This is a genomic window from Enterococcus sp. DIV1304_2 (assembly GCF_050555445.1).
Classification (GTDB): Bacteria; Bacillota; Bacilli; order Lactobacillales; family Enterococcaceae; genus Enterococcus_B; species Enterococcus_B pernyi.
This window is the reverse complement of the sequence record NZ_CP187851.1, coordinates 2,398,978-2,424,508: the sequence shown is the minus strand read 5'-3', so window position 1 is coordinate 2,424,508 and position 25,531 is coordinate 2,398,978. Positions and strand designations below refer to the sequence as shown.

General features: G+C 37.7%; 25 protein-coding genes. 20 read left to right on the top strand and 5 right to left on the bottom strand.

Going from position 1 to position 25,531, the window contains the following annotated elements:
- Nucleotides 1-469: 469 nt before the first annotated feature.
- Nucleotides 470-1,465 carry a hypothetical protein gene (locus IGJ14_RS11170; protein WP_065097052.1) on the top strand — a complete coding sequence of 332 codons (996 nt, stop codon included), beginning with the start codon at nucleotides 470-472 and terminating at the stop codon, nucleotides 1,463-1,465.
- 124 nt (nucleotides 1,466-1,589) lie between these two features.
- Entirely contained in the window at nucleotides 1,590-2,132 is a 543-nt protein-coding gene (locus tag IGJ14_RS11165; RefSeq protein WP_065097053.1) for a hypothetical protein, read from the top strand.
- Nucleotides 2,133-3,762: 1,630 nt separating this feature from the next.
- Here IGJ14_RS11165 and IGJ14_RS11160 read toward each other — a convergent pair.
- Entirely contained in the window at nucleotides 3,763-4,716 is a 954-nt protein-coding gene (locus IGJ14_RS11160; protein ID WP_029594155.1) for a glycosyltransferase family 2 protein, read from the bottom strand.
- A gap of 205 nt (nucleotides 4,717-4,921) precedes the next feature.
- Here IGJ14_RS11160 and IGJ14_RS11155 point away from each other — a divergent pair, with 205 nt between their 5' ends.
- On the top strand, nucleotides 4,922-5,386 hold the full coding sequence (locus IGJ14_RS11155) for a methylated-DNA--[protein]-cysteine S-methyltransferase (protein ID WP_010734626.1): 465 nt from the start codon (nucleotides 4,922-4,924) through the stop codon (nucleotides 5,384-5,386).
- Nucleotides 5,387-5,472: 86 nt separating this feature from the next.
- Here IGJ14_RS11155 and IGJ14_RS11150 read toward each other — a convergent pair whose 3' ends face one another.
- Both IGJ14_RS11150 and IGJ14_RS11145 read right to left on the bottom strand, forming a co-directional pair.
- The gene (locus tag IGJ14_RS11150) at nucleotides 5,473-6,516 is read right to left on the bottom strand and encodes a YeiH family protein (protein ID WP_065097056.1); all 1,044 of its coding nucleotides are present in this window, start codon (nucleotides 6,514-6,516) and stop codon (nucleotides 5,473-5,475) included.
- A 122-nt stretch (nucleotides 6,517-6,638) separates the two neighbouring features.
- The gene (locus IGJ14_RS11145; RefSeq protein ID WP_195273283.1) at nucleotides 6,639-7,607 is read right to left on the bottom strand and encodes a TDT family transporter; all 969 of its coding nucleotides are present in this window, start codon (nucleotides 7,605-7,607) and stop codon (nucleotides 6,639-6,641) included.
- Nucleotides 7,608-7,896: 289 nt separating this feature from the next.
- Here IGJ14_RS11145 and IGJ14_RS11140 point away from each other — a divergent pair, with 289 nt between their 5' ends.
- From IGJ14_RS11140 to sufB, 12 genes are all read left to right on the top strand, one after another.
- Nucleotides 7,897-8,718 carry a LysR family transcriptional regulator gene (locus tag IGJ14_RS11140; protein WP_071866908.1) on the top strand — a complete coding sequence of 274 codons (822 nt, stop codon included), beginning with the start codon at nucleotides 7,897-7,899 and terminating at the stop codon, nucleotides 8,716-8,718.
- A 187-nt stretch (nucleotides 8,719-8,905) separates the two neighbouring features.
- Nucleotides 8,906-10,093, top strand: coding sequence for an FtsW/RodA/SpoVE family cell cycle protein (locus IGJ14_RS11135; RefSeq protein WP_195475655.1), 1,188 nt, complete (start codon nucleotides 8,906-8,908; stop codon nucleotides 10,091-10,093).
- 6 nt (nucleotides 10,094-10,099) lie between these two features.
- Nucleotides 10,100-10,456 carry an arsenate reductase family protein gene (locus IGJ14_RS11130; RefSeq protein ID WP_010734631.1) on the top strand — a complete coding sequence of 119 codons (357 nt, stop codon included), beginning with the start codon at nucleotides 10,100-10,102 and terminating at the stop codon, nucleotides 10,454-10,456.
- 1 nt (nucleotide 10,457) lies between these two features.
- Nucleotides 10,458-10,796, top strand: a complete 339-nt coding sequence (locus IGJ14_RS11125) for a glycine cleavage system protein H (protein WP_086335104.1) — start codon at nucleotides 10,458-10,460, stop codon at nucleotides 10,794-10,796.
- A gap of 384 nt (nucleotides 10,797-11,180) precedes the next feature.
- A complete protein-coding gene (locus IGJ14_RS11120; RefSeq protein ID WP_019723782.1) occupies nucleotides 11,181-12,215 on the top strand; it encodes a methionine ABC transporter ATP-binding protein in 1,035 nt (344 codons plus the stop codon).
- Nucleotides 12,208-12,894: a methionine ABC transporter permease gene (locus tag IGJ14_RS11115; RefSeq protein ID WP_010734634.1), complete on the top strand. Its 687-nt coding sequence runs from the start codon at nucleotides 12,208-12,210 to the stop codon at nucleotides 12,892-12,894. The genes IGJ14_RS11120 and IGJ14_RS11115 overlap by 8 nt, the downstream gene beginning before the upstream one ends.
- Before the next feature lie 23 nt (nucleotides 12,895-12,917).
- Nucleotides 12,918-13,766 carry a MetQ/NlpA family ABC transporter substrate-binding protein gene (locus IGJ14_RS11110; RefSeq protein WP_065097060.1) on the top strand — a complete coding sequence of 283 codons (849 nt, stop codon included), beginning with the start codon at nucleotides 12,918-12,920 and terminating at the stop codon, nucleotides 13,764-13,766.
- Between the two features lie 212 nt (nucleotides 13,767-13,978).
- On the top strand, nucleotides 13,979-14,752 hold the full coding sequence (gene sufC, locus IGJ14_RS11105; RefSeq protein ID WP_019724376.1) for a Fe-S cluster assembly ATPase SufC: 774 nt from the start codon (nucleotides 13,979-13,981) through the stop codon (nucleotides 14,750-14,752).
- Nucleotides 14,753-14,766: 14 nt separating this feature from the next.
- Nucleotides 14,767-16,056, top strand: a complete 1,290-nt coding sequence (gene sufD, locus IGJ14_RS11100; RefSeq protein WP_019724375.1) for a Fe-S cluster assembly protein SufD — start codon at nucleotides 14,767-14,769, stop codon at nucleotides 16,054-16,056.
- On the top strand, nucleotides 16,053-17,288 hold the full coding sequence (locus IGJ14_RS11095) for a cysteine desulfurase (RefSeq protein ID WP_195475657.1): 1,236 nt from the start codon (nucleotides 16,053-16,055) through the stop codon (nucleotides 17,286-17,288). The genes sufD and IGJ14_RS11095 overlap by 4 nt, the downstream gene beginning before the upstream one ends.
- Entirely contained in the window at nucleotides 17,275-17,745 is a 471-nt protein-coding gene (gene sufU, locus IGJ14_RS11090) for a Fe-S cluster assembly sulfur transfer protein SufU (RefSeq protein ID WP_071866912.1), read from the top strand. Before IGJ14_RS11095 ends, sufU begins: the two co-directional genes overlap by 14 nt.
- Before the next feature lie 4 nt (nucleotides 17,746-17,749).
- Nucleotides 17,750-19,141, top strand: a complete 1,392-nt coding sequence (sufB, locus tag IGJ14_RS11085) for a Fe-S cluster assembly protein SufB (RefSeq protein ID WP_019723680.1) — start codon at nucleotides 17,750-17,752, stop codon at nucleotides 19,139-19,141.
- A 97-nt stretch (nucleotides 19,142-19,238) separates the two neighbouring features.
- Here sufB and IGJ14_RS11080 read toward each other — a convergent pair whose 3' ends face one another.
- Nucleotides 19,239-20,381: a tyrosine-type recombinase/integrase gene (locus IGJ14_RS11080; protein WP_086274636.1), complete on the bottom strand. Its 1,143-nt coding sequence runs from the start codon at nucleotides 20,379-20,381 to the stop codon at nucleotides 19,239-19,241.
- 50 nt (nucleotides 20,382-20,431) lie between these two features.
- Complete coding sequence (locus IGJ14_RS11075; protein ID WP_086274638.1) at nucleotides 20,432-21,214, bottom strand: helix-turn-helix domain-containing protein; 783 nt, start codon at nucleotides 21,212-21,214, stop codon at nucleotides 20,432-20,434.
- 156 nt (nucleotides 21,215-21,370) lie between these two features.
- Between IGJ14_RS11075 and IGJ14_RS11070 the strand changes: the two genes are divergently transcribed.
- The 5 genes from IGJ14_RS11070 to IGJ14_RS11050 are packed head-to-tail and all read left to right on the top strand — an operon-like array spanning nucleotide 21,371 to nucleotide 25,531.
- Complete coding sequence (locus tag IGJ14_RS11070; protein WP_086274640.1) at nucleotides 21,371-21,670, top strand: helix-turn-helix domain-containing protein; 300 nt, start codon at nucleotides 21,371-21,373, stop codon at nucleotides 21,668-21,670.
- The gene (locus tag IGJ14_RS11065; RefSeq protein WP_225582109.1) at nucleotides 21,660-21,836 is read left to right on the top strand and encodes a hypothetical protein; all 177 of its coding nucleotides are present in this window, start codon (nucleotides 21,660-21,662) and stop codon (nucleotides 21,834-21,836) included. The genes IGJ14_RS11070 and IGJ14_RS11065 overlap by 11 nt, the downstream gene beginning before the upstream one ends.
- A gap of 50 nt (nucleotides 21,837-21,886) precedes the next feature.
- A complete protein-coding gene (locus tag IGJ14_RS11060) occupies nucleotides 21,887-22,669 on the top strand; it encodes a helix-turn-helix domain-containing protein (RefSeq protein WP_086274642.1) in 783 nt (260 codons plus the stop codon).
- Nucleotides 22,666-22,884 carry a hypothetical protein gene (locus tag IGJ14_RS11055; RefSeq protein ID WP_033704759.1) on the top strand — a complete coding sequence of 73 codons (219 nt, stop codon included), beginning with the start codon at nucleotides 22,666-22,668 and terminating at the stop codon, nucleotides 22,882-22,884. Before IGJ14_RS11060 ends, IGJ14_RS11055 begins: the two co-directional genes overlap by 4 nt.
- Complete coding sequence (locus IGJ14_RS11050) at nucleotides 22,871-25,531, top strand: pLS20_p028 family conjugation system transmembrane protein (RefSeq protein ID WP_370569802.1); 2,661 nt, start codon at nucleotides 22,871-22,873, stop codon at nucleotides 25,529-25,531. Before IGJ14_RS11055 ends, IGJ14_RS11050 begins: the two co-directional genes overlap by 14 nt.

Below are 25,531 nucleotides of genomic sequence, written 5' to 3'. Positions count from 1 at the left end.
ATGATTGGTTGATCTGAGACAAAAGCAAAAATTAACTTTTGTCTTTCACCTTAAAACCGAATAAATGACAGAAACAGAAGTGACCTCTTTTTCATTTCATTAAAAATCCTTTCCTGTGCCGTATCATGATTCGCAAGTTAAAGTGATGAAAACTTCGAAAACCATTGGTATTTTTTTGATTTAGGAAATATGAGTGAGAAATTTCTATATCAGTATCAAAAGCCATTATTTTTTATACTGATACTAGGCAGTGTGTTTACATAAAAGTAAAATAAATGAGCAAAAACGAACGGAGAACAGATAAATTTTAAATAACTAACATCACATATTTATATTTATATAAATATGCCCAATAACAAGTTAGATTACATTTGGATACTCTATTCTATTGATGAAGCTATCCTCTGAAATAAAAAATATAAACATGCTAGGCAATGCATCATAAGTCTAGATTAAGGAGAAAATCAAAATGAAAAAAATTCTATTATTCGTTGGGGTGTTTGGAATAGTAACATTAGGTGATGCCGTTTCTGCGCAAGAAATCAATCCATTGAGCGAGCGAGAAAGGGAAATTGCTAATAAGGTAGTTAATTCAGTCGATTTTTACGATAAGGTAAGTATATCCTTTCGGGAAAAATATGGAAATTTATCTGACAGGGAGTATCAAGTACAAGCAAAAATGGACTTTTCTAAAGGGATTTTGGATGAAGAATTCGTTGAGGTATTTGAAAATGAAACAACAGGTGAGCAAAAAGCAATCATCTATGATAAGTCTAAGAATAAAAATTTAGTTGATGTAAATTTTAAAGAAAACGATTACTTTGTAAGTCAATATACTGTTGCTATTGATCGAGCCAATAAGGGGAAATCAATTGAAAGCCGATTAACAAAAAATGGTTTAGGAGAAACGGTTTTGAATCAACGAGATTCTGTTTTACCGCTATCTATGTCAGCAGATGCTGTCTTTTCACAACTTTATGGTGCCCAACTTTTTTCTCTCTATAATCATTGGGAAATCATTCAGACAGAAAAGCTACTGGGAAGGGATGTTGTTTTGCTTGAAGGAGAGTATCCAGAGGAATTTGGGTCAAAAGTAAACGCTCAAACTTTTAAAGCATGGATCGATGAAGCAACAGGAATTATTCTTAAGTTTGAAGGTTTTGTTGATTCCACAATAACCAATTATTTAATTGTGGATACGATTGATTTTGATTCGGAAGTAACGATCAGAAACATAGAGGAAATAAAAAAAGACAATTTAGATGAATACAAATTTCCAATAGAAAAACAGTATTCCGGAGATGGAACTTTAATTAGTGTAAAAAAACCTAATTTAGCTGAGCAACCACTGATTGATTTATTTGTTCTTGATAATGACCACTTAACCGGTCAAGGAACAGTCACTAATGAAGGCTTCAATTGGATTTCAAATGCATCTATATTTTACGGGAAGAAAGATATGTGAGTAGCGATAGTCAAGCCTGATACTTTTATGAAATGGTGGACATACAAATTATTCGCGCATGTTCAACAAATCATATGATAATCCTTTTTATTTTTTGAAAAGATAGGAGAGTGAACAAACTAGAATGAAGAAACGGATAGTATCTATCTTGTTGTTTGTATTACTAATTGCTGGTTGTAGTAACGAGTCAAGGACAGGACAATCTCAAACAAGAGACAGTATGGAGGAAACAATAGAAAGTACTTCTTTACAGGAAATAACTGATTCAGACGAGTTGACATTCGAGGAATATAAAAAAGCCTTTCCTGGTCCGGGAAAACTCGATGAAGCATATCAGAAATTAAAAATAAAAAGCGATATCTCCCACGACCAGTTACAAGATCTCTTGATCAAGTATTCTTGGAAACTAGAAGGTGGAGGTATCTTGATCTTCAATGAATCAGGTGAAGTACAGCGAATCAACCTGTCTGGGCAGATAGAGTATGCTGGAATATATTCTGTTACTCAAGATAACTTCTATTTAGAGCCAGATCCAGCAAGTGTGAACCATGTGAATGTGATCAAAGATCATAAGTACAGGATCGAAGCAGATAAATTGTTTTTATTCAGCGAGGAAGTGAAAGAACATCAAGTCATTATGTATCCTATGAAAAAATTAGTTCCATAAGCAACTGTTTTTTATGGGTATATGCCTCAATCGTTTATACTTATTGGTTAGGAAACGAATAAGTATAAGCAATTTTTCATTGGATGGATTGGAAGTTTAATCGATTGGATGAGGAGAGTTATTTAAATTAGTAGATCTAAGGATAAGCATAGTGGGGAAGATATTCGTTAAACTATCTTTCTCTCTAATTTTTTGTATTTTATTCAATCATATCAACTTAGTCAAATATCCAGTAATCAATGCAATAATGGCAAAACAAATTGTTATGTAGACTAAATAAATCATTTTAATCTGCCAACTTAAAACTTTGGATTGTTCTTTTAAGTCAGTAAGAGAATATGTTTTGAATTTATTATTTTTATTAAGAATTAGGTAGTTATTAAGTATCATTTCTTTTATGTAGTACCATTTTTTTAGACCAAGAAGACATATGGTTAATTGAGATAGTACGGAAAAAAAGGAATACAGTAGCTGTCCGCTATATAAAAAATATACTGTTACAATCCCTATTGTTAATCCTAAAAAGATACAAAAGTTGGTGTATTTTAATATACGTTTATAGTGTTCTAAGGCTCTGTACTCAGGGGAAGGCAAATCTTTTTTGAATATTGTTTTTTTGAATTTCTCCATCTTATAAACAAAAAAACCTAAAGAAACAAAAGAGATGTAGGTTAAAAATAGAAAAAAGGAAGCAAAAACTACAAGTAAATTATGCATAGGAACAGAACCTTTCTTGTTAATATTTTTCGGGAAAAGAATGTATAAATAAAAGTCAAAGTACGAAGTAGCTATAAGTAAAATTGTTATGTAAGAATCAAACATAATTTTTATTCTAAGTTTGGTTTTATATGCTATAAAAAAATGATATCTATCGTAAAAAAACGCTAGAGCCATCAATAAAGGAAATATCACTATATTGTTTTCATCAGTAAAGTTGAGATCAAGAGTAACATATAAAAGAATAAAGTGAGATAAAGTGAAGAAATCATTTTATTTTGCCAAGATAAAATGAGGTTTTGCTGTTTTTGATTCTTAAAGTAGTATATCAAATATGATTTATTTTTAGCTATAACCAGATATCCTTGGCTAATGCTCTCTTTAGAGTAGAAACATGTAGTTAAACTCAACAACAAGAAGAAGATTCCTGAAATTAAAAAAAAGTAAGAAAGATTCAAGATGTTCTTTGAAACTAGCACATTTGAAAGGATAAATGAAATTGAAGTCAAAAAAATGTATTGATTACTTTTTTTTAACATACGAATATATATTTCTGTTTCATCAGAAGCTGCAGAGAAAATTTTTTTTGAATATATGTATTGTTTAAATAATTCTATTCGATTACTGATTAATATCAAAGATACAAGTGAGATTAACATAAGACCTAGAATACCGAAGTTAAGTATGTCTAAGTAATGATACATGGTATTGCCCCCTTTAGTATTTATGTAGTTTAAAAATGCTATCAGATATAATTAACAGATAGAAACATTATCATCTATAAGTATACGCAATTAATGGATAGATAAAACGCAATCAGTTAAAATATTTTTTTATAATGAGAGTTATTTTAACTGGCTATCATAAAAGAAAAAGCTACCCTCTAATTTTAAAGGATAGCTTTATTCATTGATTATTTGTCTGTTTGCTCACCAATTTGGTGGGCTTTTAGTTTTTCAGTTTCCCGGACGATATAGACTGGGCGTTTTTTCGTTTCTAGGAAGATTTTTCCGATATATTTCCCAATGATGCCAAGAGAAAGGAGTTGGATTCCGCCGATGAATAGGACGATTGAGACGAGTGAAGGCCAGCCGGATGTTGGATCACCAAATAATAACGCACGTAAAATAATAAATAAGATAGCGATTCCTGAACCGATACATGATAATGCGCCCACAAATGAGGCGATGTTCAATGGCGTGTCAGAAAAATTGACGATCCCATCGATTGAATAGTTGAATAATTTCCAAAATGACCAAGACGTTTCACCGGCAACGCGTTCGCGATTTTCAAATGAGAGATACTCTGTTTTGAATCCTACCCAACTGAATAGTCCTTTTGAAAAGCGATTGTATTCCGCTAATTCTAAGACCGCATCCACCATTTGGCGAGTCATCATGCGATAATCTCTTGCACCGTCAACCATTTCAGTATCACTGATTTTATTGATCAATTGGTAAAATTTCTTCGCAAAGAAACTACGGATAGCTGGTTCACCTTCACGAGTAGAACGGCGTGTACCGATACAATCGATATCGGAGTTGATGACTTTATCGATCATCACTGGTAATAATTCAGGCGGATCTTGTAAATCGACGTCCATGACAGTGACAAGGTCTCCTGTAGAGGCTTGCAGGCCGGCATATAGTGCGGCTTCTTTTCCGAAATTTCGTGAAAAAGCGACAAAACGAACGGATTCATGTACATTCGCTAATTTTTTGATGGCAGCCAAGGTACCATCACTGGACCCATCATCGATAAAAAGATACTCGAACTCGTAATCGCCACGAAATTTTTCGACTTCATCAAAAAAAAGTGGGACAGTTTTTTCTTCATTAAAACAAGGGATAACAATTGATATTTTCATGTTTTCGTTCCTTTCAAGCATGTTTTCTCCTATAACTAGTATAAATAAAAGTATGTTTAAATAACAATGATATAAGATAATTATCTTTATTATAAGGGCCGTATACAGTGTACCATCTCTATGTCATTAAATAAACTTTTAGGTTGATTTTTTTCTAAGAATCATAGATGATAAATAAAATAAGTGATGAGGAAGGCGGACAAAAATGAAAATTGAAACACCAATCGGTCCTTTATGGCTTGATGCCGATCAAAAAGGATTAACAGCTGTCTCTTTTGAACGAATTTCTGAAAATGAAGAAGCAAATGCTCAGATTTTATCCTTGGCAAAACAACAGCTGGAAGAATATTTTTCAGGTGAAAGACACGTTTTTGATGTACCTTTATCTTTCCAAAGAGGAACAGCCTTTCAACAAAAGGTTTGGCGAGTGCTCACAAGAATCCCTTATGGACAAAGTCGCACATATAAACAAGTGGCACAGGCAATCGGACAACCAAAGGCAGCTCGTGCGATTGGTCAAGCCAATCGTTTGAATCCTCTACCAATCGTTATTCCTTGTCACCGAGTGATTGGGCAAAATGGACAATTGACTGGGTATATGGGGAAAGCTGAAAATGGGTTAGTGATCAAACGGCAACTATTAGTGCTTGAAAATATTTTAGCTCATTAGGCTGTACTACTAGCTGACAGTACAGATAAATAAGCACCAACACCTCGAAATAGAAGATCTTTCCGAGATGTTGGTGCTTATTTTACTTATAGTTTGATCAACCAAATAAAGAATAAAGCCATGATCGTTTGTAGAAGTCCCACAGTCAATCCATACGTCAAGAATCGCTTTCCTTCTTTCATGAACTTTGCAAAATCCAAACGTAAGCCAATCGCGGCTAATGCAGTGACCTCAAACCAACCACTAATAAAACTAGCGCTTTGATCGATCACATGGGGAATGGTGAAGAAGCTGTTGATTAAACACACGATCAAGAAGCCTAAAACGTACCAAGGAAGTGGCATTTTTCGTTTGTGGTTTTTTGGCGTATAAGTAGACGAGACGGCCGGCTGTTTTTTTGTCATAAATTTTTCAAAGAGGAATACCACGACCACAAGCATCATGATCCGCATGATTTTAAACAGCATCGCAAATTGCACGACTGAAGCATCTAATAGACTTGCTCCAGCAACAACTTGTCCAACGGATTGTAAAGTACCACCTATAAGCGCACTTTTTTCGATCAGTTGATCACCAAATAGTTGGAGACCTAAAAAGGGAAGGGTCAACATCATCACTGTTCCTAAAAGATTGACCAAGGTAATGACTTGGCCCTTTTCTTCTTCATCTGCATGGATCACTGGAGCAATCGAAGCAATGGCTGAAGAACCGCAAATGGCGTTTCCACCTGCCATCATCAAGGCAAAGGTATCGCTGAACAATAGTTTTTTTCCGATGAAATAGGCACCAAGAATCGTGACAGTCATTTGGAGTAACACGAAAGTTACACCTTTGATACCAATCTGTGCAATCGTTTGGATCGTCACAGTTGCACCAAGCAAGAAAACGGAACATTCTAATAGTTTACTTTCGGCAAATTTGGTGCCCACCGCAAGTTCAGGTTGTTTAAACAATGTGTTTCCTAAAACGATGCCAAGTAAAATCGCAATCGTTCCTGCACCGAGTTGTGGGACGAAGGGTGCCAGTAGCCGACTAATGACTGCGACGGAAAAGGCGAGTAGTAGTCCGGGTAAGATTTTTCGGCCACCAAATTTTTTCAACGTTTTTATATAAGTGAATAAAGCATTCATTTGATTCTTTCCTTTCATGTAAGAAAAAGTTTATCTAAAATATAGTATCATTTAATTGTTTCCTCGTGAATACAAAAAAAACTTCTGCCTTTTTACTAAGTGAAAAAGACAGAAGGTGGAGTCTATTCTATCAATCCCTTTGAAAGGTGATGTTTATGTTGACTATGTTCTTTGATCAAGTAGATGGCATAGTGTCCTAAGATGTAAGCGATCATGCCACAGGCAATCAAACACTCGATGACTTTCAATCCATCTAAGATCCCTGTAGCAAAACCTAATTGATGGAAATAAGCAGTGACAGTAGAGATTGCTGTAGCAGAGATCACCAATGGGAAAGTAAAGGCTGCAAAGCTTGGATAAAAATCAAGCAATAACAGACGTGGTAACATGGCTAAAACGATAAAGTAAAGTACTTGCGAAACAAGGAACAACGTCATGACTAAGGCCAAATTTGGGTCTTCAAAGTTTTTTAAGTACCCTGTCAGGCACAAAGAACCAGGTGCTGCAAGAATCGCAATCAATGGCAAGGTTGGTTGCGCCATATTTTTGACAAAGAAAATCCGATGGATGATGATTGGTAGTAGTACTACATAACAAGCTAACGAAAGCCAGAAGAAGATCTTTCCAAGGAGCGGAGAAAAGTTTCCAGCAGTTACTGTGATGACACCAAAACCAACATACACGATAAACCAGCTTGGAAAAATTGCTTCTATTGACAAGTCTGCTTTAACTACATGATGGTAATTAAAGTACAGAACCAAGATGATTTGGAAGATCACTGCGGCTAACCAAATCAATTTGACGATTGGCGCAATTGATTTGAAAGAAACAAAATACGTACAGATGACCATCAAAGACATCGTAAAGGTCGGCGAGACGGAAGCGACGATTGGATCATATAGATGTTGCTTCGTGTGTTCAAATAAAAGGATCAGTTTGCCGATGATCAACAGCATCAAAAGCATACCGATCGCGCCTACAAAATTTCCTAAATGCGTCAAATGATAGTCTTTTAAAAGATTCCCTAAAGAAGTCAATCCAAGGATCAACCCACAAATCGGGATCGGAACAATCTTCAAGAAATGCTTCATACATTACTCTCCTTTTTATTGATAATAAAGGACAGACTCGTTGCAACGATAAGTAGCCAACGATGAAAACTGCTTGTTACGAAGAATAGTAAAGTTTTTCAATGGGAAAAAACAAATCGCATGGATGCTTCTCCTTATCGTTGCAGTAAGCTGTCTGGAAGGTTGTGAGGTGTGTGTAACTGAAGGTCCACAACCTGTTCCTTACACTTTTCATTATAGAGTCTTTTTGATATATTTAAATCAAATAGTTATTATAGTTACTATAAAAAAAGATAATGGAAGTGGTTAGATGTTTAAGTTATTAACAACCTTTCGTGTCGTTTATGAAACAAGAAATTTTTCGCGAACCGCTGAATTACTCTATTTGTCTCAACCTGCGGTGTCCAATCAAATCAAACAATTGGAGCGGGATCTTGGAGTTGAACTTTTCCAACGCAATGGACGACAAGAGATGAAACCGACAAAACAAGCAGATTTGCTTTATGAACGAACATTGGTTTTATTGGAAGAATGGGAAACAACACAACAACAATTAGCGGATGAAAAAAATGAAGAAGAAGTGTGCCGGATCGTCGCTTCCCATACATTTGCTGTGTATTTATTGCCTCAATTGATGAAAGAGTTGATCGTGCGTTTTCCAAAAATCAAGTTTTCGATTGCTTTTGCGAATTCTCATGAGAGTTTGGAGCAAGTGGCAAAACATGAAGCTGATTTTGGCTTTATCGAAAAACCTTTAGAAACAACCGGCGTACAACGCTTTTCTTTACTTGAAGATGCGTTGGTCGTTGCAGGTGATCCTAAGAGTGAGCTATGGCTAGTCAGGGAATCTTCTTCAGGTGTGTTCCATTACACGCAACGTTATTTTGAAGAAAAGAATATCCAAGGGAAGAAAATGCTTGTAAAAAGTAATGAGGTCATCGTGGCGATGTTGAAAGAAGGAATCGGACGATCCATATTATCCAAACGAGCAGTACCAAAAGGGATACACGTTGAACCTTTAGCTGAATCTCGTCAGTTCTATTTGATCCAACGGACCCATTTGACCTCTGAACGGTTATTAGAAGTAGGAAATGAGATCTTGGATTTCTATAAAAAGGAAAAGAAAAATTGAAAAATATCAGACGGAATCAATAGAACTTCTCCCTTGAATCAGCGTTTTTTTCGTTTTTATCTTAAGAAAGGATAAAGAGAAATGAATAAGATTAATTTTTCGCAAATCTCATTTGCTTTGGCTTTCATTTATAGAAGGAGACAGCTATAATATAGGGCAGTATGGTTTTTAGGAAAAGGGATGAAAAATGGAAAAAAAAATAAAAACTTCGAATGATAACCGCATCGATTACGGAGTCATTCTACCAGTATTTTTATTATGTTTGATTGGGATTTTATCCTTATATGTTGCATTGACACATGATCCAAACGGTCCTTCTGTGACAAGAGGTGTCGGGATGCAGATCATTTGGTACCTTGTAGGAGCAGTAGCGATTGCAATCGTCATGCGGATCAATTCAAAATGGATCTGGAAATTGACACCTTATCTCTATGGACTAGGATTGCTTGTCATGGGGTTGCTCTTACGATTTTACGACCAGAATCTGGCGGCAAGTACCGGTTCAAAAAACTGGTTCCGTTTTGGAAGTGTCACATTTCAACCAGCCGAGCTGATGAAGATCGCTTATATTTTGATGCTGGCGTTGATCGTAACGAAGCACAATACGCAAGTCAAAGTTCGAACAATCAAATCTGATTTTTGGCTGATTGCAAAGATGTTGATCATTTCGATTCCTGTGATTGCGTTAGTCATGGCGCAAAAAGACTTTGGGACGATGCTCGTCTTTCTGGCGATCTTTGGTGGCGTCTTTTTGATGTCAGGGATTTCTTGGAAAATCATTGGCCCGATCTTTGCTTCAGCATTTATTGTGGGGGCAGGAACGATTTTCCTTGTGACCACAGAATCAGGAAGAGAATTCCTGTATACTGTTGGGTTCAAATCTTACCAATTTGCCCGAATCGATTCTTGGCTCGATCCATTTCATGATACGTCGGGCTTTAGCTTCCAACCCGCCCAAGGGATTTTAGCAATCGGAACAGGTGGGATGTTCGGAAAAGGCTTTAACGTCAGCAACATTTACGTGCCAGTCCGAGAATCGGATATGATATTCACTGTCATTGGCGAGAATTTTGGCTTTATTGGTGGCGCATTTGTCATTTTCTTGTATTTTGTATTGATTTATCGTATGATACGTGTCTGCTTCGATACAAACAATGAGTTTTATGCCTATATCGCAAGTGGATTGATTATGATGCTCTTATTCCATGTCTTTGAAAACATTGGCGCAAATATCGGCTTACTTCCATTAACTGGGATTCCATTGCCGTTTATCAGTCAAGGGGGTTCATCGATCTTAGGGAATATGATTGGGATCGGATTGATCTTATCTATGCGTTATCAAAATGAAGCACCGGTAAAAAATTCTAGGAGGTAACGCAAGTTGTTTACTTTTTATGAGTACCCAAAGTGTTCCACTTGTCGAAAAGCCAAGGCTTGGCTCGACAATCATCAAGTAACGTATCAAGCGGTCGATATGGTCAAAGATACGCCTACGGCAGAAACGATCGAATCATGGTTGAAGCATTCAGATGTGCCGCTTCGCCGTGTCTTTAATACAAGCGGGATGAAATATCGTGAACTTGGTCTAAAAGATCAAATCGATGAATTATCCCTCACAGAAGCAAGTCAGCTGTTATCTACGGACGGCATGTTGATCAAACGACCATTGATCGTCAAAGACAATCAACTGGTCACAATCGGTTTTAATGAAAAAATATACGAAGGAGCATTCAATTAAAATGGCTGGGAAACACTTAAAGAAGAAAGATAACCTTTGGATTTTATTTAATGGAAAAGAATACTGTGTAGGTTTGACAAAAGAAGCGCAAGAAGATCTAGGTGAGATCACGTTTGCCAACTTACCAAAAATCGGTAAAGCGTATCAAGCAGGCGATGCACTAGTTGAAGTAGAAGCAGAAAAAGCAGTCACTGAATTTGCAAGTCCATTATCTGGAACAGTCTCATCTGTGAATGAAAAAATCAGTGAGAATATCGCTGTTTTGAACGATGAAGATGAAATGACTGCGTGGTTATTGAGTTTTAAAGATGTCGATGCAACAGAATTCGACGCACTTTAAGAAACACGATGTTCAAATAAACGTTTGACACTGATTCTTGTAACTGCTATAATCATAAACAATCATATTGAAAGCTTTGATAAGAAGAGTACATGTCACAGATGTTTCAAGAGAGCCCGGTTTGCTGTGAAAGGGTAACGGAAATGAGATGGAAGATGGTCTTAGAGCAGAGTGAGTGAGCGCAAGCAAACTGACTACGGGCGTGCCCGTTATAGCACAGCAGTATGCGACTAGCGTCAAGTACTGAACGAGGTTGTTATTGTGAAATAGCAGCGAATCAAGGTGGTCACACGGAAGTCTAAACTTTCGTCCTTTTGCTAAACGCAAAGGACGAAAGTTTTTTTGTTGTCTAAGAGAAAATAAGTAAAGAAAGATGTGAACGATATGTCATTGATCCAATTGACGAATGTCAAGAAAACATTTGGCGGAAAACATGGGACGATCCACGCTATCAACGACGTTTCACTACAAGTGGAACAAGGCGACATTTACGGCATCGTCGGTTATTCCGGTGCTGGTAAGAGTACGTTAGTTCGTTTGTTGAATGGCTTGGAATTACCTACAGATGGTCAAGTAATTGTCAACGACCAAGACATTACTAAATTAAAAAATAAAGAATTACGCGTTTTTCGTAAAAAAATCGGTATGATTTTTCAACATTTCAATCTATTGTGGTCACGTACCGTACTAGAAAATATCCAACTACCTTTGGAATTAGCCGGTGTACCGAAACAACAACGGAAAGAAAGAGCAGAAGAATTGCTCCGTTTAGTCGGTTTAGAAGGACGAGGACAAGCTTATCCGTCCCAATTATCTGGTGGACAAAAGCAAAGAGTCGGGATTGCCCGTGCGTTAGCCAATGAGCCAGAAATCCTCCTTTGCGATGAAGCGACAAGTGCATTGGACCCACAAACGACGGAAGAGGTCTTAGATCTATTATTGGCAATCAATAAAAAATTGAACTTGACGATCGTTTTGATCACACATGAAATGAACGTTATCCGTAAAATCTGTAACAAAGTGGCAGTGATGGAACGTGGGCAAGTCGTGGAAGAAGGCGATGCGTTGACCGTTTTTCGCAATCCACAACAAGAAGTCACGAAACGCTTCGTCCAACAAGATATCGAACCAGAAGCTGAGTCCACTGAATTATTGGCAGAGTTGATCAAAGAAAATCCAGACGGTCGCTTAGTGACATTGACCTTCAACGAAACAAACGCCAACGAACCAGTGATTTCTCAAGCCATTCGTCGTTACAATGTCGATATCAATGTCGTATATGGGAAAATCAAGCAAACCAAAGAAGGCTCGTTTGGTTCGCTGACTACCTTGATGATCGGAGAGGAAAACGAATTGGACCAAGCAGAAAACTTTATCAAAGAGCAAGGCGTCGGAGTGGAGGTGATCCATCATGGATAAAAGCTTCACAGAAACCTACCTTGATTTCAGCCAAATCAACATGGAGACGATGCAACAAGCCATTATGGACACGTTATACATGACGTTGATCTCCATGGTCTTAGTAACCATTATCGGTTTGATCCTTGGTTTGATCCTTTACTCGATTGGTCGCAAAAACAAACCGTATGCGCGGATCATTTACGGCATCGTTTCGATCATTAGTAATATTTTCCGATCGACACCATTCATGATCTTGATGGTCTTGATCATTCCCTTTACCAAAGCAATCGTGGGAACGATGTTAGGCGCACAAGCAGCGATTCCAGCTCTCGTGTTGTCCGCTGCTCCTTTTTACGCTCGACTTGTAGAAATCGCGTTTCGCGAAGTCAGCCCTGGGGTCTTAGAAGCCGCAGATGCGATGGGCGCTAGCTATTGGGAAATCATTTGGAAAGTCTTGATCCCTGAAAGTGTCCCAGCTTTGATCTCAGGCTTGACTGTAACAACGATCTCGATGATCGGTTTTACTGCCATGGCAGGAGCAATCGGTGCCGGCGGTCTAGGTGGCTTGGCTTGGCAAGAAGGCTATCAACGTGGTAATTTAACAGTGACTTTTGTCGCTACTTTGATTATTTTAGTTATTGTATTTATTGTTCAAGGAATCGGGGATTTCTTAACGAAGAAAACAGATAAAAGATAGTAGGAAATAGGAGGATATAGGATATGAAAAAGAAAATTTTTGGATTTGCAGCAACGCTTTTACTGACAGTTGGATTAGCCGCATGTGGAAACGGCGGAAGCAGTAGTGACTCATCAAATGCATCAGACGATACAACCTTGAAAATCGGCGCATCACCAACGCCACATGCGGAAATCTTAGAACATGTGAAACCTCTTTTGAAAGACGAAGGCATTGATTTGGAAATCGTCAAATTTGACGACTATGTCTTGCCAAACCAAGCATTATCAGAAGGTGACATTGATGCGAACTATTTCCAACACATCCCTTACTTGAACAAAGAAATCGACGAAAAAGGCTATGATTTTGTCAATGCGGGTGCTGTCCATATCGAACCAATGGGCTTGTATTCACAAAAAATCAAAGACATCTCTGAATTAGAAGATGGCGCAACGATCATTACTTCAAACTCAGAATCTGACTGGGGACGGATCATCACGATCTTGAAAGACGCTGGTTTAGTGACAGTCAAAGACGGTGTGGATTTAGAAACAGCCACATTTGATGATATCGATGAAAATCCTAAAAACTTGAAGTTCAATCACACGATCGATCCAGCATTATTGGCTTCTACTTACCAAAATGACGAAGGCGATCTAGTGGCTATCAATGCCAACTTTGCTTACGGCGCTGGATTGAATCCATTAGAAGATGCGGTATTACTAGAAAAAGATAACTCACCATATGTCAACATCATTGCGACACGTAAAGGTGACGAAGACAGCGACAAGATCAAAAAATTGATCGAAGTCTTGCATCAAGAAGATGTTCGTCAATGGATCGAAGAACAATGGGAAGGCTCCGTGAAATCTGTTGATGCGGATGCAAAATAAAACCTGTAAAGTCTGGGAATGATTCCCAGACTTTTTTTGAGAAAAAACGAACAGAAATTATTTTATTTAGTTTATAAAGATTATCAATTGAAAATGATGTTTTATTTGAAATAAATCGAAATTATGACATTTTTAACTGGTCGGGGCGTTGCGCTTCATTCTCAATTAGTCTAAAATGAGTGAGAACGAATCAGAATATGGAGGGGAACTACATGTCTGTCTTAGAAATAAAAAACCTACATGTGTCGATTGAGGACAAGAAAATCCTTAAAGGCGTGAATTTAACAATGAAAACAGGAGAAATCCATGCCATCATGGGACCAAACGGAACAGGTAAATCGACCTTGTCTGCTGCAATTATGGGAAATCCGAATTACGAAGTAACTGAAGGAGAAATCCTTTTTGATGGGCAAAATGTGTTAGAGCTAGAAGTAGATGAACGTGCGCGTTTAGGTCTGTTTTTAGCCATGCAATACCCAAGTGAGATTCCAGGAATCACGAATGCCGAATTTATGCGTGCAGCGATCAATGCGACACGTCCGGAAGATGACAAGATTTCTGTCATGTCATTCTTGAAAAAGTTAGATGAAAAGATGGGACTCTTGAATATGCCAGAAGAAATGGCTGAACGTTATTTGAACGAAGGCTTTTCTGGTGGAGAGAAAAAACGTAATGAGATCTTACAACTCTTGATGTTAGAACCAACTTTTGCGATTTTAGATGAAATCGATTCTGGTTTAGATATCGATGCACTGAAAGTCGTGGCAAAAGGCGTGAACGAAATGCGCGGCGACAACTTTGGTGCCTTGATCATCACTCACTACCAACGCTTGTTAAACTACATCACACCTGACGTAGTCCACATCATGATGGAAGGTCGTGTCGTGATGACTGGCAGTGCAGATCTAGCAAAACGCCTAGAAGCCGAAGGATATGCAGGCATCAGTAAAGAATTAGGAATCGACTACAAAGAAGAAGAAGCGTAAGGAGGAGCACATCTATGAAAGACATTAAATGGCTCGATCATCTTGACGCTGTTACAGATTTTTCATTCAGTAAAGGTGAACCGGAATGGATGACGACGCTTCGTCAAGAGGCGCTGAAAAAAGCAGATGAACTACCATTGCCCCATATCGAACGTGTGAAATTCCACCGTTGGCCATTGTTTTCAATCAATGAGTTGACTGATCAGACACCTGAATCTGGAAATGTTGCGGCATTTGATGCGATGAAAGACAATCCATTAGTCGTGCAACAAGGCACCTTGACTGTCTTTGAGCAATTATCCGCAGACCTTGCAGAACAAGGAGTGATCTTTACAGATCTATTTACTGCAATGCAAGAATACCCTGAATTAGTCCAAGAATATTACATGACGAAAGCTGTTGAAATGGACGAAGACCAATTGACTGCGCTCCATGCGGCATTCATGAATAGTGGCTTGTTCTTATACGTACCAAAAAACGTGGTCATCAAAGAACCGATCGAATCCCTGTTTATCCAAGAAGGAGCATTCTCGCAACACTTCTTTAAACACGTCTTGATCGTCGCAGATGAACACAGTGAATTCTCTTACTTGGAACGATTCCAAACAACTGGAGAAGAGTTACAGAAAGTCTCTGGGAATATCATTGTTGAAGTCATCGCCAAAGCCGGTGCCAAAGTCAAATATGCAGCAGTCGACCAATTAGGCGAAAATGTCACAGCATATATGAACCGTCGTGGACATATCTTACGGGATGCTTTTGTGGACTGGGCAATCGGAGTGATGAACGATGGGAATATCGTCGCTGATTTTGATTCAGATCTAGTCGGTGAAGGCGGACATGCGGAAGTCAAGATCGTGGCAATCAGTTCAGGAAAACAAACCCAAGGAATCGATACCCGGGTGACAAATAAAGCTCCACACACGATCGGACATATCTTGCAACATGGTGTGATCCGCGAACGTGGTACGTTGACATTCAACGGTATTGGGCACATCTTGAAAAAAGCCAAAGGTGCAGATGCCCAACAAGAAAGTCGTGTCTTGATGCTTTCAGATAAAGCCAGAGGCGATGCCAATCCGATCCTATTGATCGATGAACACGAAGTTACAGCAGGACATGCCGCAAGTGTTGGACGTGTCGATCCGGAAGAAATGTATTATTTGATGAGTCGAGGTTTACGAAAAGAAGAAGCAGAACGTTTAGTCATTCGTGGCTTCTTAGGGTCTGTCTTAACTGCGATTCCAGTAGAAGCGGTGCGCAAAGAACTAGTGGCAGTTATTGAAGGGAAGTTAAATGTATGATTTCTCCAGAAAAAATCCGTCAAGATTTCCCGATCTTATTTCAGGAAGTCAATGACGAACCCCTGGTGTATTTAGACAATGCAGCGACTACGCAAAAACCCAAACAAGTGTTAGCGACTATGACGCATTATTATTCCGCAAACAATGCCAACGTCCATCGAGGCGTGCATACGTTAGCCGAACGAGCAACCCATGATTACGAAGCTTCCAGAGAAAAAGTTCGTCGTTTTTTAAATGCCCAAGAGACCGCTGAGATTATTTTCACACGTGGAACGACCACAAGTTTGAATTGGGTAGCGCAAAGCTATGGCGATGCCTTTGTCAAAGCCGGTGATGAGATCGTGATCTCTTATATGGAGCATCATTCGAACATCATCCCTTGGCAACAGTTGGCAAAACGAACTGGCGCCATTTTGAAATACATCGAATTGACCGAAGAAGGATTTCTTGATCTAGAGCATGCCACTTCGATCATCACAGAAAAAACGAAGATCGTATCGGTCGCCCATGCCTCTAATGTATTAGGTGTCATCAATCCGATCCAAGAATTGGCAGCGATCGTTCATGAAAAAGGCGGAATTTTGGTAGTGGACGGTGCGCAATCTGCCCCACACATCAAAATCGATGTCCAATCACTAGACTGTGATTTCTTTGCCTTTAGCGGACATAAGATGTGCGCAACGACCGGAACAGGTGTATTATATGGAAAACGGAAATGGTTGGAACAAATGGAACCCGTTGAATTCGGTGGAGAAATGATCGACTTTGTTGGCCTACAAGACAGCACATGGAAAGAACTTCCCTGGAAATTCGAAGCAGGTACACCAAACATTGCCGGTGTGATCGCACTCGGCGCTGCCATTGATTATCTTGAATCGATTGGTTTAGCAGGCATTCATCAATATGAAGAAGAACTTGTTGGTTATGTCTTACCAAAACTCCAAGCAATCGAAGGCTTGACGATCTATGGCCCAAAAGACCCGACCCAACGTACAGGTGTGATTTCCTTCAACTTAGAGAATCTACATCCCCATGATGTAGCGACTGCTCTTGATATGGAAGGCGTCGCCGTTCGTGCCGGTCATCATTGTGCCCAACCATTATTGAAGTATCTAGGGGTTGCTGCGACAGCTCGTGCCAGCTTTTACATTTATAACACAAAAGCAGATGCCGATCGTTTCGTCCAAGCAATTCTCGCAACAAAGGAGTTTTTCCAACATGGCACTATCTAAATTAGACAATCTTTACCGTCACGTGATCTTGGACCACTCATCCCATCCACATCATCGTGGTACGTTGACGGAATCAACCAATAAGATTGAAATGAACAATCCCACCTGTGGGGATGTCATTGAGTTACAAGTCGAGATCAAAGATGGCAAAATCAACAATATCGCCTTTGACGGCAGTGGTTGCTCCATCAGCACAGCCAGTGCCTCAATGATGACCGATGCTGTCATCGGCAAAACAATTGCAGAAGCAGAGCAATTGACGGACGACTTTTTACTGCTGGTCCAAGGAAAAGAAGTCGCAGATCTTGAACCACTAGGGGACGCTGCCATGTTAAGTGGTGTCGCAAAATTCCCCGCGCGCATCAAATGCGCAACGCTTGCCTGGAAAGCACTAGGCAAAGCAATGGAAGAAGACGGTACTGCAACCGTCCATCATGAGCACAAGGAAAAGGAGTGAGCAAATGGGCGTACCAGAATTAGAAGAATATAAATTTGGCTTCCACGACGACGTGGAACCCGTTTTTAGTACAGGAGAAGGCTTGACTGAAGAAGTCGTTCGGGAAATGTCGCGGATCAAAGAAGAACCAGAATGGATGTTGGAGTTCCGTTTGAAATCCCTAGAAGCATTCAACAAAATGCCCATGCAAGACTGGGGACCAGACTTATCTGACATTGATTTCAATGCCATCAAATATTACCAAAAACCAAGTGACCGACCTGCTCGCGATTGGGATGACGTACCAGAAAAAATCAAAGAAACCTTTGAACGAATCGGTATTCCAGAAGCCGAACGTGCTTATTTAGCCGGCGCTTCAGCCCAATACGAATCAGAAGTCGTATACCACAACATGAAAGATGAATTCGAAAAACTCGGCATCGTCTTTACCGACACAGATTCTGCATTGAAAGAGTATCCTGAACTATTCAAAGAATACTTTTCAAAACTCGTGCCACCAACAGATAACAAACTAGCCGCACTAAACTCAGCCGTTTGGTCTGGGGGTACGTTTATCTATGTACCAAAAGGCGTCAAAGTCGATGTCCCATTACAAACCTACTTCCGAATCAACGCCGAAAACACCGGTCAATTCGAACGTACGTTGATCATCGTGGACGAAGGCGCCAGCATCCACTATGTCGAAGGCTGTACTGCACCAACCTATTCAACCAACAGCCTACACGCAGCCATCGTGGAAATCTTTACCCGCAAAGACGGCTACTGCCGCTATACAACGATCCAAAACTGGTCCGACAACGTCTATAACCTTGTAACCAAACGAGCAAAAGCCTACGAAGGCGCAACTGTTGAATGGATCGACGGCAACTTAGGAGCCAAAACAACCATGAAATACCCAAGTGTCTACTTAGACGGACGAGGCGCACGAGGCACTATGCTATCCATCGCATTTGCCGGAGCCAACCAAATCCAAGACACAGGCGCAAAAATGATCCACAACGCACCAAACACTTCAAGCTCGATCGTCTCAAAATCAATTTCAAAAGACGGCGGCGAAGTAAACTACCGAGGCCAAGTCACCTTTGCAAAAGACAGTGCCGGCTCGATCTCTCACATCGAATGCGATACCATCATCATGGACGAATGGTCCAAATCAGATACCATCCCATTCAACGAGATCCACAATAGCCAAGTCTCGTTAGAACACGAAGCAAAAGTCTCCAAAATCTCAGAAGAACAACTCTACTACCTCATGAGTCGCGGTTTGACCGAATCCGAAGCCACAGAAATGATCGTCATGGGCTTCGTCGAACCATTCACAAAAGAACTACCGATGGAATACGCGGTAGAGTTGAACCGGTTGATTAGTTATGAGATGGAAGGGTCTGTTGGATAACAACTAATTCATTGCTCGAAACGTTGATATTAAAGCGTTTCGAGCCTTTTTTTATTTGCATTTTAATAGTTGGCTACGTGTTTGGCTACGTTTGGAATTATTCGCCCATAAATTTTGCAAATCGGTCACCTGTTTTCTTAACAGATTGTGGTGTGACATGAGCATAGATATTCATGGTAGTTTTAATATCTTTGTGACCTAATCGTTCTTGTACTTCTTTTATCGAAGCACCACTTTCAAACAATAAGCTACAGTGGGTATGCCTAAATCCATGTGGAGTAATTTGAGGCTCCATCGGTGTCTTTTTGTAAATCCAGTCTAACCAATCGTTTACTACTTGGGGGTAGTACAGCTTGTTTGTGTTTGTAGTGAAAAGAAACTGCTTTGGTGAATTCGTGTTATAGCCATATATGATCATTATTTTCATTTGCTCTTGTTGCCAAATACGCAGTTGTTTAAGTGTAAAATCATCAAGCTGAATCGTTCTTGATGAATTTTTAGTTTTAGGTACTTGTAGAACTACTTGATTAAACTCGTCTTGAGCGATAGTTTTACCAATTGTTATTGTTTTATTGAAATAATCTATATCTTCCCATTGAAGCGCCAATGCCTCGCTTTTACGCATTCCTGTATAAGCTAATAAACGGAAAAAAGTGTACAGTTTAACCGAATTATTTTCTTTAGTATTCTGTAAAAATAGTTGCAATTGATCTTTCGTGTAAAACTTCAAGGGTTGTTCTTCTTCAATTTTTCTTGGAAGCAATGTTTTAGACATAGGGTTATCCTTACAGACTTCCATTGCTACTCCAAATTTAAATATTTGAGCAGTTGTTTTTCTCAAGAAACCATATTGTTTTAATGTTTTGTGCCATTCATTAACCTGTTTTTGACAATAACTAACACTTATTTTATCCAATCGTAATTCCCCAAAAGCAGGTAATATATGGTTCTTGCAAAAACGTTGAGCAACGGCAACAGAAGACGGTTTTACTCTTGTTCTGTAGTTATCAATCCATAATTCATACAACTCTTGAAAAGTTGTAACATTTATTTTAAACTCTTGTTTTTCTTTAAAGTCTACAAGTAGTCTATTAAGTGCTGTTTGCGCCTCAGATTTTGACTTGAATCTTCTACGCTTTGTACGTATATCTTTTCCAGTCTTGGGATCTTTTCCTAAATAAGTTTCAAATCCCCAATATTTTTCGCCATTTTGTAATTTATAACTAAAAAATGTTGCCATGTGATTCTCTCCTTACTTCATGATTGCAGGTAGAGAAGTTATTTGAAGAATCAATTGTTTTTAAATTTATCGTGATTATTAGTTAGAAATTTTGCGATTATACTATTTTTCTCATATGGGAAATTGTATTTTTTACTAAGATCAGAAATGAATTTTTCTATTTCAAATTGGTCTTTAGTAATTTTATAAAAGAAATCCTCAACTGATGAATACTTTTTTTTTGTAACTGAAGTATCATAAATACGTAAATGGTTTAAACATATTTTTTTGACCTTGTTTATATCATCTATATCAATTTTATTTGTTAAAACATCATCATAGAAATTATTAAATATTTTTTTTCTTTGTACATCCGATAGCTCTCCTAAATAATTATCATGTATTAAATCATCAAAAATAGTACGTAATATTTTTAATAACTCCTCCAAATATAATTTTTTGAATTTCATTTCAATTGATCTGTTAAATTTTGAGTAATCCTCATCTAAAGAATATTGGGTAAAATCTATAGAGTGACTTTTTTGAATGTCTTTTGAAATAATATCAGCGATATATTGCCTATTACTAATGTAATTGGAATAACCAAGAAAAGAAATATACTCATTTATATACTCCTCAAAATCTCCCCATTTTATCCAATCTTCATTCACTTGCCCTAACTTCGCTATCTGGCTCATCTTTTCTTTTGAAGGCAGGTTACCACCATGTTCCCATGTTGACACAGTGCTTCTAGGAGAATTAGAAACCTTGCGCCCAAATTCCTGCATAGTAAGTCCTAATTTTTTTCTGATGAAATTAATTCTTGAGCCAACTTTAATTGCATCTGGTTTCATTTTATTTCACCTCGTCTCTTAAGTCATAGTATATCATATTATATTTAGTTTTGTACGGTTTTTGTATTGACAAAAAAAGACTCTATGATAGACTGTTGTTGTACGGTATTTGTACGGGTAGAGAAGTTATAGAACAATCAAAAAGGAGAGGTTTTTATGGAAGCAATAAAATTAATGATCTCAGAAGAACAGGAGGAAATGTTTCTAAAACAGTTTTATCAAATTGCTACAAAGGCAATTGAAAAGGCTCAAGAAAATGCGGGTATGACAAGGGAATATCTTAATCAAAAAGAAATGGCAGAATATTTAAATGTGAGCGAAAACTTTTTAAAAAATGCTGTAAGAAACGAAGGTTTACCTGTTGTGGAATTGGGTGCAAGAAAGTTTTATTCGAAAAAGGCAGTTAATGAGTTTATGTTTGCTCGAATGAAAAGAGGGGTAAATATTGAAAGATGATGAAGTATCAGAGTTGTTTTTTAAAGAAATCGAGATTTATCTTCAATTCGATTTAATGCGACGTGACTATGCAGAACAAGCTGTTAAACAAGTTTTGAAAAAAATGAAAAAGAGTGCTCCCGATAGTTTTGCAGACAAAGGGGAACACTCGACAATAAAGTTCTGAGAAAACTTTATATGAATTCATTTTAACATAAAAATGAATTAGGTGATTATATGACAAAAATACGAAGAGGAAAGATAGATAGCCATTTTACCATTCTATCAAATGAAGTTCTTCGTGATAGTAGACTTTCATACAAAGCAAGAGGTTTGCTAGCTTATATGCTTTCTTTTTCAGAGGATTGGATTTTTTATACTAAAAAGCTTACTGATGATAGTGAAAAAGATGGAAGAGAATCAGTAAACACGGGAATTAAAGAGTTGATAAAATATGGATATTTGATCAAAGAGCAGAAACGAAATAGTGATGGGCGCTTTGATACTGTCGAATGGGTATTGTTTGAAACACCGCAAACGGGTTTTCCGTTTACGGATAAACCGTTTGCGGGAAATCAGCAACTAAGAAGTAACAAATTAAAGAAGAACAATTTTAAGAAAGAGGAAGAGGACATATTTAAAGATATTTACGATAAGATAATTGTTCTTTATGAAAAAAATAATGAAAATGGTCGAAAATTATTGCAAGTGTATCAATATTTGAAAAACGCTAATGTAGATATAAAAGATATCAGAAAAATCATTGAATTTTTATATGAAAATACCCAGTATCTTAACGCTCAATGCATTATAACACAACATAAAGCATGCGTTTTTCAAGCAAAAACAGATGAAGGACTATTCGATTACGCAAAATTTTTTCTAAATGGACTTCAAATTAGATATAAAAATCAGCTTTTAGAAAATATAGAGACTACAGATCAATTCAATTATGCATTCGGAATTAAAGAGTTACCTAAAATCCCTATGCATAATTGGTTAGAAGGAGAAAAAACGTGATTAAAAATCGTCTAATAGATCAAATATGGTGTCTTGATCAAAACACTGATACTCTCGAACTAATCGAGAGTATCTGCTTCAACACAGTGGTTCTCGATTTAAGATCTGAAAATGACAAATGTGTAACTCATATCATAATTGACAGAAAAATAGCTCAGAAACTCTCTGAGAGTCTCAGAAAATGGGCTGAGGGAGGTAACAATGAAAGTAATTAAGAGAAAAATTAATTGGTTGTCGATTAGTTTTCTTGTTCTCATAGCTATGATTATTTTTACGAGTAACGTTGCAGAAGGCAGTATTTTCAATTGGTTTGATGATACTGAGAGTCAAACTGACTTTTTAACTAATCCGCTTTACCAGAATTATTTGAAAAAATACAACGGAAATTTTTACAGCCAGTTCGGTATGTGGATAGGCTGGTCAGTTATAAAATCAATGTTCGCTGTTGTCGATGGCATTCAAAATATGATTCCCGAGGTTTTAGATTTGTTTAGCTTTGTAGAAAGTACCGGATTGAACAAAGTCTATCAGTCAGTTTTAAGTACCATTGTTGTTGGCTTAATGATACTTTCACTAGTGATTATTGGTTATAAAATGATTACAGGTAAAGGAACGGTTGATCTAAAATCTGTTGGAATGAATGTTGTAATGTCAATTTCATTGATTCTTTTAATGCCAACTTTGATTCACAGCGGAATAGAGTTTTCTAAAACATTTTATAATGATACGACTACGATTACAAATTCGGACGAAGGCGTGGCGTGGTCGCTGATTGAACAAGGGGTCACTGATTTAGCTTATATCAATAAAACAGATCAGTATTCAATGATTAACAAAACGAATGACCGGAATAATCTAACAAAAGAAAATTTTTGGAAAACGGATCTTACGCAAGTATTGACAGATAATGTAATTGATAAAATGGAAAAAGAGAACCCAACAGCTGATAACCTGCGTTATGAATTAGTTGAAAATTCTGATAATGAATTTGTTGCTACTAAATTTTCAGATAATTTTTTGTCAACCTTTGTTGATGGTATCAAATCAGGATATTATCGCTATCAAGCGAACCTGTGGGGAATTTCAGTTGGATTGATTGCTTTAGCGGTAGCGTATGTTTTTAGTGCTTTCATTATAATTACAGCAATACTCGAGCTAGCATTTAAACGTGTGTTAGGTGTTATTGTTTTTGCTACTGATTTAGAGACAGGTCAACGATCAAAACAAGTTTTGTCAGATATTTTACAGTGTTATTTGACAGTCGGATTGCAAGGATTCGGATTGTCTATGTTTGCAATGTTCATAAATTATCTAAACGCTGGCGAAGGTATCTCAACAAATATTTTTATAAAAACAATTGCTTATATCTGTGCCGTGTTCGTTCTAATAAAGGGTAGTGGAACAGTCATGCGTTACTTTGGCGTGGATATTGGTTTAAAAGAAGGCTATGGCCAGATTGCTTCAGCATTCGGCATGGGCGCTATGCTGTTTAGAAAAGGATCAAATGGATTTAATCGTGCCAAAGGAAGTGGAAACGGAAATGGATCAGACAGCGGAGAAGGAGAAGATCGAAAACCAGAAAAGAATTTCGGCGAAACTCTATCAAAAAAAGCTGGCAAAACTGGAAGAGTTTTGGGATATGCCCATGAACGTGGATTATCAGGTTTAGCTTCAGATGGAGCTACAATGGCTAGTGAAAGAGCAACAAAACCATTTAAGAGTATGCGTGATATGGCTAATGATACCAAGAGTAAGTTCAAAGAAGGTTTAGATGATGGTACTGTGTCCGCTATTAATAAAAATAGCAAACCTATGCTAGCTAAAAATAAAGAAGATGAAACTGGAAAATATGCTGATTCCATGCCAACACGTCTTTCGGATAGAAAAGATGGTGCTAAGGTTGAAAATGCTGATAGAATTATGTCTAGTTCTGAACGTATGCGTGAAGCAATGAAAAATAATGCTGAATCGAATAATAATTCTGCAAGTGCAATTCAGCAAAAAGTTCAACAAGATATTGAAGAACGTAAAAATGCTATGCACGGTCAAGCTAAGTCTGCTGAAGAATTAATTAATCAGAAGCGACAAGAAGCGAAATACACGCCTGAAGCAATAAATCGTGAGGGAATGTTAAGGAAACGTGTAGAAGGATGTACAGGCGCTAATATGGACGAAAAAGAAGCATTGACCAAAGAAAGAATCCAAGAAGCTAAAAATTCAAATACCGGATTAGAAAAATTGGTCAAAGAAAATCTACAAAATTCTACAAGTAGTCAAGGTGGTCGATCAGTAGATGTCCGAGAAAATATTCAAGGTTCATTGAATGGTCATGTCGGACGGAATGTTGATGTAAGAGAGAATTTACAAAGTTCTCCAAATGGTCAAGGTACTAAGACAATTGATGTTCGAGAAATTCTGCAAAGTAGCAGTACAAGTCAACCAAAAACAGTAGATGTTCGAGAAAATGTACAAAATTATACAAGTAGTCAAGGGTTTAAATCAGTGGACGTCCGAGAGAATGTGCAAGTCAGCAGTGCAGGTCAACCAAAAACAGTAGATGTCCGAGAAAATGTACAAAGTTCTACAAGTAGTCAAGGATTCAAAACAGTAGATGTTCGGGAGAACGTTCAAAAAGATAGTGGAGAAATGAAAGAAAAAACACAAAAAATCAATATCGTTGAAGACAGAAAGTCAGCGAAAAAATTTGATTCAAATCATGAAACAGTGATTATTGATAGTGAAATTCGTGAAAATGATAAGGGATCAAAACCAAGACGAAGATTCACTTATGAAGATAACGAATTATTCAGAGATACACTTAATGATCCTAATCCGCTTTTCGATAATCTATTAAAAAAATAA

What these genes read in the sequence shown, in the direction of transcription:
- IGJ14_RS11170 (WP_065097052.1), top strand. Translation starts at nt 470, where the DNA reads ATGAAAAAAATTCTATTATTCGTTGGGGTGTTTGGAATAGTAACATTA.
- IGJ14_RS11165 (WP_065097053.1), top strand. Translation starts at nt 1,590, where the DNA reads ATGAAGAAACGGATAGTATCTATCTTGTTGTTTGTATTACTAATTGCT.
- IGJ14_RS11160 (WP_029594155.1), bottom strand. Translation starts at nt 4,716, where the DNA reads ATGAAAATATCAATTGTTATCCCTTGTTTTAATGAAGAAAAAACTGTC.
- IGJ14_RS11155 (WP_010734626.1), top strand. Translation starts at nt 4,922, where the DNA reads ATGAAAATTGAAACACCAATCGGTCCTTTATGGCTTGATGCCGATCAA.
- IGJ14_RS11150 (WP_065097056.1), bottom strand. Translation starts at nt 6,516, where the DNA reads ATGAATGCTTTATTCACTTATATAAAAACGTTGAAAAAATTTGGTGGC.
- IGJ14_RS11145 (WP_195273283.1), bottom strand. Translation starts at nt 7,607, where the DNA reads ATGAAGCATTTCTTGAAGATTGTTCCGATCCCGATTTGTGGGTTGATC.
- IGJ14_RS11140 (WP_071866908.1), top strand. Translation starts at nt 7,897, where the DNA reads ATGTTTAAGTTATTAACAACCTTTCGTGTCGTTTATGAAACAAGAAAT.
- IGJ14_RS11135 (WP_195475655.1), top strand. Translation starts at nt 8,906, where the DNA reads ATGGAAAAAAAAATAAAAACTTCGAATGATAACCGCATCGATTACGGA.
- IGJ14_RS11125 (WP_086335104.1), top strand. Translation starts at nt 10,458, where the DNA reads ATGGCTGGGAAACACTTAAAGAAGAAAGATAACCTTTGGATTTTATTT.
- IGJ14_RS11120 (WP_019723782.1), top strand. Translation starts at nt 11,181, where the DNA reads ATGTCATTGATCCAATTGACGAATGTCAAGAAAACATTTGGCGGAAAA.
- IGJ14_RS11115 (WP_010734634.1), top strand. Translation starts at nt 12,208, where the DNA reads ATGGATAAAAGCTTCACAGAAACCTACCTTGATTTCAGCCAAATCAAC.
- IGJ14_RS11110 (WP_065097060.1), top strand. Translation starts at nt 12,918, where the DNA reads ATGAAAAAGAAAATTTTTGGATTTGCAGCAACGCTTTTACTGACAGTT.
- sufC (WP_019724376.1), top strand. Translation starts at nt 13,979, where the DNA reads ATGTCTGTCTTAGAAATAAAAAACCTACATGTGTCGATTGAGGACAAG.
- sufD (WP_019724375.1), top strand. Translation starts at nt 14,767, where the DNA reads ATGAAAGACATTAAATGGCTCGATCATCTTGACGCTGTTACAGATTTT.
- IGJ14_RS11095 (WP_195475657.1), top strand. Translation starts at nt 16,053, where the DNA reads ATGATTTCTCCAGAAAAAATCCGTCAAGATTTCCCGATCTTATTTCAG.
- sufU (WP_071866912.1), top strand. Translation starts at nt 17,275, where the DNA reads ATGGCACTATCTAAATTAGACAATCTTTACCGTCACGTGATCTTGGAC.
- sufB (WP_019723680.1), top strand. Translation starts at nt 17,750, where the DNA reads ATGGGCGTACCAGAATTAGAAGAATATAAATTTGGCTTCCACGACGAC.
- IGJ14_RS11080 (WP_086274636.1), bottom strand. Translation starts at nt 20,381, where the DNA reads ATGGCAACATTTTTTAGTTATAAATTACAAAATGGCGAAAAATATTGG.
- IGJ14_RS11075 (WP_086274638.1), bottom strand. Translation starts at nt 21,214, where the DNA reads ATGAAACCAGATGCAATTAAAGTTGGCTCAAGAATTAATTTCATCAGA.
- IGJ14_RS11070 (WP_086274640.1), top strand. Translation starts at nt 21,371, where the DNA reads ATGGAAGCAATAAAATTAATGATCTCAGAAGAACAGGAGGAAATGTTT.
- IGJ14_RS11060 (WP_086274642.1), top strand. Translation starts at nt 21,887, where the DNA reads ATGACAAAAATACGAAGAGGAAAGATAGATAGCCATTTTACCATTCTA.
- IGJ14_RS11050 (WP_370569802.1), top strand. Translation starts at nt 22,871, where the DNA reads ATGAAAGTAATTAAGAGAAAAATTAATTGGTTGTCGATTAGTTTTCTT.